General features: G+C 35.9%; 5 protein-coding genes and 2 pseudogenes. 2 read left to right on the top strand and 5 right to left on the bottom strand.

Annotated elements, in window-relative coordinates; translation table 11 throughout:
• Nucleotides 1–105 (bottom strand): annotated as a pseudogene (locus tag BFI01S_RS24175) (ATP-dependent DNA ligase); the annotation flags it as partial.
• A gap of 255 nt (nt 106–360) precedes the next feature.
• Nucleotides 361–771: a hypothetical protein gene (locus BFI01S_RS20760; protein WP_061794286.1), complete on the bottom strand. Its 411-nt coding sequence runs from the start codon at nt 769–771 to the stop codon at nt 361–363.
• A gap of 129 nt (nt 772–900) precedes the next feature.
• Here BFI01S_RS20760 and rpsI point away from each other — a divergent pair.
• Nucleotides 901–963, top strand: a pseudogene (gene rpsI, locus BFI01S_RS24645) (30S ribosomal protein S9); the annotation flags it as partial.
• Nucleotides 964–1063: 100 nt separating this feature from the next.
• Here rpsI and BFI01S_RS20755 read toward each other — a convergent pair.
• Nucleotides 1064–2242, bottom strand: a complete 1179-nt coding sequence (locus BFI01S_RS20755; RefSeq protein ID WP_061794285.1) for a site-specific integrase — start codon at nt 2240–2242, stop codon at nt 1064–1066.
• A 53-nt stretch (nt 2243–2295) separates the two neighbouring features.
• Entirely contained in the window at nt 2296–2811 is a 516-nt protein-coding gene (locus tag BFI01S_RS20750) for a helix-turn-helix domain-containing protein (RefSeq protein ID WP_061794284.1), read from the bottom strand.
• Nucleotides 2812–2978: 167 nt separating this feature from the next.
• On the opposite strand from BFI01S_RS20750, the gene BFI01S_RS20745 reads away from it, so the two are divergent.
• On the top strand, nt 2979–3272 hold the full coding sequence (locus tag BFI01S_RS20745; protein WP_061794283.1) for a hypothetical protein: 294 nt from the start codon (nt 2979–2981) through the stop codon (nt 3270–3272).
• Nucleotides 3273–4399: 1127 nt separating this feature from the next.
• Here the strand turns inward: BFI01S_RS20745 and BFI01S_RS20740 are convergent.
• A complete protein-coding gene (locus BFI01S_RS20740; RefSeq protein ID WP_115596766.1) occupies nt 4400–4732 on the bottom strand; it encodes an AbrB/MazE/SpoVT family DNA-binding domain-containing protein in 333 nt (110 codons plus the stop codon).
• Nucleotides 4733–5247 lie beyond the last annotated feature (515 nt).

Genomic DNA, 5247 nt, shown 5'->3' with positions numbered 1-5247 from the left:
CTTAGACAGGATTAACCGAATACCATCAAGTTTAAGTTCAGTAATAAACTCTTTATCTTCAAATGGCTGCTCTGATTTATGAAGCAGCATTGGTGAAACAAACATAAATACCACCTCTAAAACATCATACCATGCTACAGCAGTAGATTTTTATTATTAGAAGTATGTAAGTTATTCCTGAATAACCAATAAAAAAACACCAAGAAGAGCGAAGCCTTAAAGAAACAAAATAATTGAGTTTATATTTTCAAAGTTGTGCAATTGTGCAATTGTGTCACAATAGAAATATAAGTAATGATGAGACTATAATTGTATTAAAATGAAAAAACCTCCTTTCTAACTAAGAAGGAGGTTTTTGATTTAGAAAACATGTGTAGGGTCTATTCGAGGTTTACCAACAATATTTGGCTCTTCAAATTGTAAGTTATGAATGCTTTTATATTTCCCCATTTCCATTGAAAGTGAAAAAGGAAGTGAAATTTCTAATTCAAATGAAGTGCTGTCTCCTATGGCTAAAAAGTCCATATTCTTAGAAACTGGAATCGATTCATCATACGAACAATCAGCAATAATCCATAATTCACCTGAAATTATGATTTCTTCTGCAATTATACTTATATCAAAGCTCTCAATTTCTTTTATTTCAATTCCATTAAGTTCGGATTCACCATCATAATAAGTTCCTTCTAATCTGATATTTTGGGAAATTACATAGTCAGAACATAAATGGTAGATTTCATTGAACAAGATATCTTTCTTAAAATATCCCAAAACGTATTCTTCATCTATATCATTCTGATCAATCCAAGATTCTATCTCTTGTTCCTTTTTCTGTTTTTCATCTAAATATTGCTTTATTTTTTCGGCTTCTTGAGCGAGCTTCTTTAAATTTAGAAACGCTTTGAGCGTAAGAAATACGGTCTTAAAGGCGCTCGTCGTGCACCTCAGTTCTCAAAGCGTTAATAAACCTTATATACCAAGGTTTTGCCCTCTATGCTCTTTTGAGCAGGGAGGGCTTTTTCATGTCCAAATTTGGAATTGAATACCCTTTGAATACCCCGAGCTAAAATTTCATGTACTTCTGGAACATCTCGGCTGTTTTCTCCTTCGCTTCATCGGTCACATGAGTGTAAATATCCATCGTGGTTTGAATATCTGTATGGCCGAGGCGGGCTTGTACATCTTTGATAGAAGCACCGGCTGCAAACAACAAACTGGCATGTGTATGCCGGAAGGCGTGAACATTTATTTGTGGCAGCTCCGGGTTCTTTAGATATATCCTTTCTAGCTTTTCATTTAAGTAAGCCAGTCGACAATAATCCATTTCATGTTTTAACTGATTATAGACCGTAAAGATGGGTTGCTTATTATCAGATTGAAAAGGAGCGGCAAGTTCTAACTTCAAATAGCGCTGTATTTGCTTGCTACGCCATTTCTTTAAGATCGCGAGTGTTTCATCATCCACGCTAACAACACGCCGAGAGGCCTTTGTTTTCGATGTCGAAAGCTGTTTTTTGCTGCTCGTGTGAATCAAAGTCTTTTTTAAGCTGATCGACTTATGGTGGAAGTCCACGTCCGACCAATGCAAGGCATAAAGTTCCCCCTTGCGCGCTCCTGTGAAGGCGAGTAATCGAAACATGGTATAAGCCATGGCATCGTCTTGAACCGACTCCAGGAAGCTCCTGAGCTCTTCTCGCGTGTAGTAATACTTTTTCTCTTCCAGTTCCGCATTATATTCCATCTCATGTTTTAATTTCGGCAATGTGACATAATCCATTGGATTGCGCTTAATAATATCCATTTTCATGGCATATCGGAAGACCAGGTTTGCTTGTATCTTATAATCATTGAAGGTTTTAAGCTCCTGGGCCCAAGCGTTAATCGCTTTTTGACAATGCGAGCGGGAGATGTCTTTCATTTTGTAAGGACCAAAGACTGGGAGAATTCTACAGCTGAATTTACTCTCCATTGCATACACCGTAGTTGGCTTTACTTCTCTGCGATGCTGCTTAAACCATTCTTCAAAAACTTCCTGGAAGGTCATCTGATCATTTTTGCGGAGCCCAAGTTCATTCACTTCCACCAATAGTTTTGATAACGCAATATTTGCTTCTTTTTTTGTCTTGAAGCCCCGCCGAGTGGTCCGTTTCTTCTTTCCAGTGAGCGGGTCCTTGCCGAGATATGCATTAAACATATAAGCGGTAGTACCATCTCTCTTTGTATACTTTTTAATGTTTGTCATAATAGTTTCCTTTCCGATACGCTGGCAGGCTATATATAGGAAAAGAAAATTCTTTATTCGAAGATTAATTCGAGTATCTTTCTAACTTTATTACGTTTTTCATCTGTTAAAGAGGCATTCTTATAGTACAATTCAACATCCATATTAAGAAGGTCATGAAGGTCAAATAATCTTCTTCGTAATTCGTCATCCGATAATTCTTTAATGATATGCTCTCCGGATTCGGTTTTTATTTCTTCAGTGCATGGTAGTTTGACATCTATATTTCTAATCTCATTTAAAAATTTTTCTTCCTTTAAAGGATTATTGCCTTCATTTTTTACACGGTCATTCTCCAAGTCTATATAAGAATCAGAGTATCCGGCTAAATTCATTAGATATATAGGTGAAACGTCTAATCCTGTAGCAAGCTTTCTTAATAGTGCAGGTTTAGGCAAATCTTTATAGCCGTTCTCGATTTGAGACAAATATGAATCCGAATAACCAGTTCGTGCTTTTAAGTCGAGTAAAGTTAACTTTTTCTCTTTCCGAATCTCTTTGAGTTTCTTTCCAAATTTTTTAGCATCCACTAAAAGTTACCTCACTTTATAAGTTAAGTTACCTTTATTATCACACATTATATTTACTAAGTAAATATTTTTCTTGCTAAAGTATTGATTCTACCACTAGAGTGGTATATACTTATGTAAGTAAATAATTTACTTATGAAGTAAAAAATGGAGGTTGGATAAATCTTATGGACGGTTTCATACCATTACAGGTTTCAGATGAGTTTAAGGGTAAATATTTTGAGTTATTTTATGAGCTAAGTAAAGAGGCTTTTGAAGCTGCTAAGAGGGATAGTGGAGTAATGAGGTTCATGACCAAAAAGCAATGTTGTGAGTTTATCGGCATTTCTTTTGGGCATTTGCAAAAATTAGAAAAACTTGGATTGCCAATTATTGAGTTAGAAGGTAAGGTGCTCGTCGATCGTGAGGATGTAATTAAATTCATGAGTAAATATAAAAAAATTATTGAAAATCTAATATAAAATAATTAAATCGCTGGCAGGCGAAATATAGGATATCAAACACATGTGAAATCACATGTGTTTTTTCTTTGAAACCTCTAAGCAAAGGCGGTAATAAAGATCCAGTCATTTTTTATTATGTTTTCTAAGCGCTATTATAAATTCGAGAGAAAATTGGGGAAAAATCCTTTTAATATAAACCCCATTAAATCGATGATCTGGCTTTATATCACACGGACCTGTGCAGTTATTGCCCTATTTGTAAAAATATGGAGGTTCCATTCGGGATTTGAGCCTGATTCTGCTGTCGATTGTTAAACAAAGAAGCAAGAAAAGGAGGGGATACTCCCGAAATTCGTTCCATTTTTGTTCCTGGTTTGTTCCTTTTTGGGGTCAAAATGTTCCTTTTTCGCTCAAAATGTTCCTTTTTGGGGGTCCGAATTGCATGTAAGCAAGTATTTTTCAGCCAAAAAGAGAAGTCACAGTCATCTAATAGGAGGATTCATTTTGTATATACGGAAGTGTTTTTGCCCGATTTGTTCCTTTTTTTCCTCTAATGTCCCTCCAATGTCCCTGCTTTTTCACGCAAAAAAGGAACAGCTAAATCCTTTCGTACGAAGGGGTCACTCGATGTGTGTTCCTTTGTTCCTTCTTTTTTTAAGTAAAGACTAGAAAGAAAAAGTATAAATATGGTGCGTATCACGCATATAAAGTTTTCTCGAAAAAACCAGGAACGGAGGAACATTTCGCAAATTCGATATTATTGGCTCAAATTTGGAGGCTGCACCAGCTGCCTGTGATTTAGCAGCCAGGGATGACTGCTCCTTGTTAGGATAAGAATGTATGTATGATGTCAAAGCAATTCTGCACGATTTCTCTTAGTGTTTCATCTTGCACTTTTAACTTTCAAATAATGCTTTTCACTTGGTCAGTTATTACATACCCTTTAAATTTCAAAAATTCGGGTATTTTTACTTCGATGGCCAATCTCCACTTCGTAAACGGATGGGGTGGATGATGGTCAGTCCGGTTGCTTGGTTAAACGATTCTGGCTTATCGAAATACAAGGGAGATGCCCGGCTTGTTCATCCCCTGATTGTTGGGTGAATTCAAAAAAACGAGTTCACCCTTTTTTGGGACAGTTAGACTCAAATCAATTCCTTTCCTTCTTGTACACCAAAGTCATAATCCAGGTGTGGATTTGCTTTTCCTTTTGTTTGTGCTAATAAATCGTCCAGCGATGGTTTGGTTCGGACAGGTTTGATAACCATTTCGTCGTCTAAGAGTTCGAACTCAATTTGAGAACCGTTTTTTACGCCTAGATTCTTTGCGTATTGGCTGGGAATACGAATCGCTAAACTGTTTCCCCATTTTTGAACTGTGCCCATGTGTTTCAACCCTTTTTGGCTCTGGCTTCTGTTGGTTTCGGTTTTCTTGCTTTCTCGTCCATTCGTGTGATGTTCTTCATCTTTGGATATCATTGTATCACCTCGTTGTTGATATCTATATTGTATATACTATATGTTTATCATTTTTCTTAAACCATGCGCAACTTTTGCAAAAATGTACGAAAACCTAGCAATTTCATGCCAGTACTTGCATCTCTCTTCGAATTTTTGCTTTGATCTATAACCTAATCAAAAAGCCGCTAATGAACATTTGCGGCTTTTGTTGTCATATATTTAATTTATATAACAATAGGGTTGAGATTGATAAAGGTAAATCTAAAAAGCTAGGATGTCCTAGTGTTTTAGATTTACAAGTCACACATGGATTATCCTGGTTGATAAAACATCCGAAAGTGCTTCATGATTTAATCCTAATTTTTAAGTTGTAAAGTCGTTAAGGAATATTATTAAATTAAATAAATCTAAAAGTAGCTCAGCTATATTATTTTAAGTTAAAAACGGTATAAGCTCGACCATTTACCCATAAACCTTCTAGGCTTGCTTCCATCTGATTCCCTGAATAAAATTGAATATAAGTATCTTTAATC

It is taken from the genome of Cytobacillus firmus NBRC 15306 (assembly GCF_001591465.1).
Lineage (GTDB): Bacteria > Bacillota > Bacilli > Bacillales > Cytobacillaceae > Cytobacillus > Cytobacillus firmus.
The sequence above is the reverse complement of the archived record's forward strand: the minus strand, read 5'-3'. Positions and strand labels throughout refer to the sequence as shown.

What these genes read in the sequence shown, in the direction of transcription:
- BFI01S_RS20740 (WP_115596766.1), bottom strand. Translation starts at nt 4,732, where the DNA reads ATGATATCCAAAGATGAAGAACATCACACGAATGGACGAGAAAGCAAG.
- BFI01S_RS20745 (WP_061794283.1), top strand. Translation starts at nt 2,979, where the DNA reads ATGGACGGTTTCATACCATTACAGGTTTCAGATGAGTTTAAGGGTAAA.
- BFI01S_RS20755 (WP_061794285.1), bottom strand. Translation starts at nt 2,242, where the DNA reads ATGACAAACATTAAAAAGTATACAAAGAGAGATGGTACTACCGCTTAT.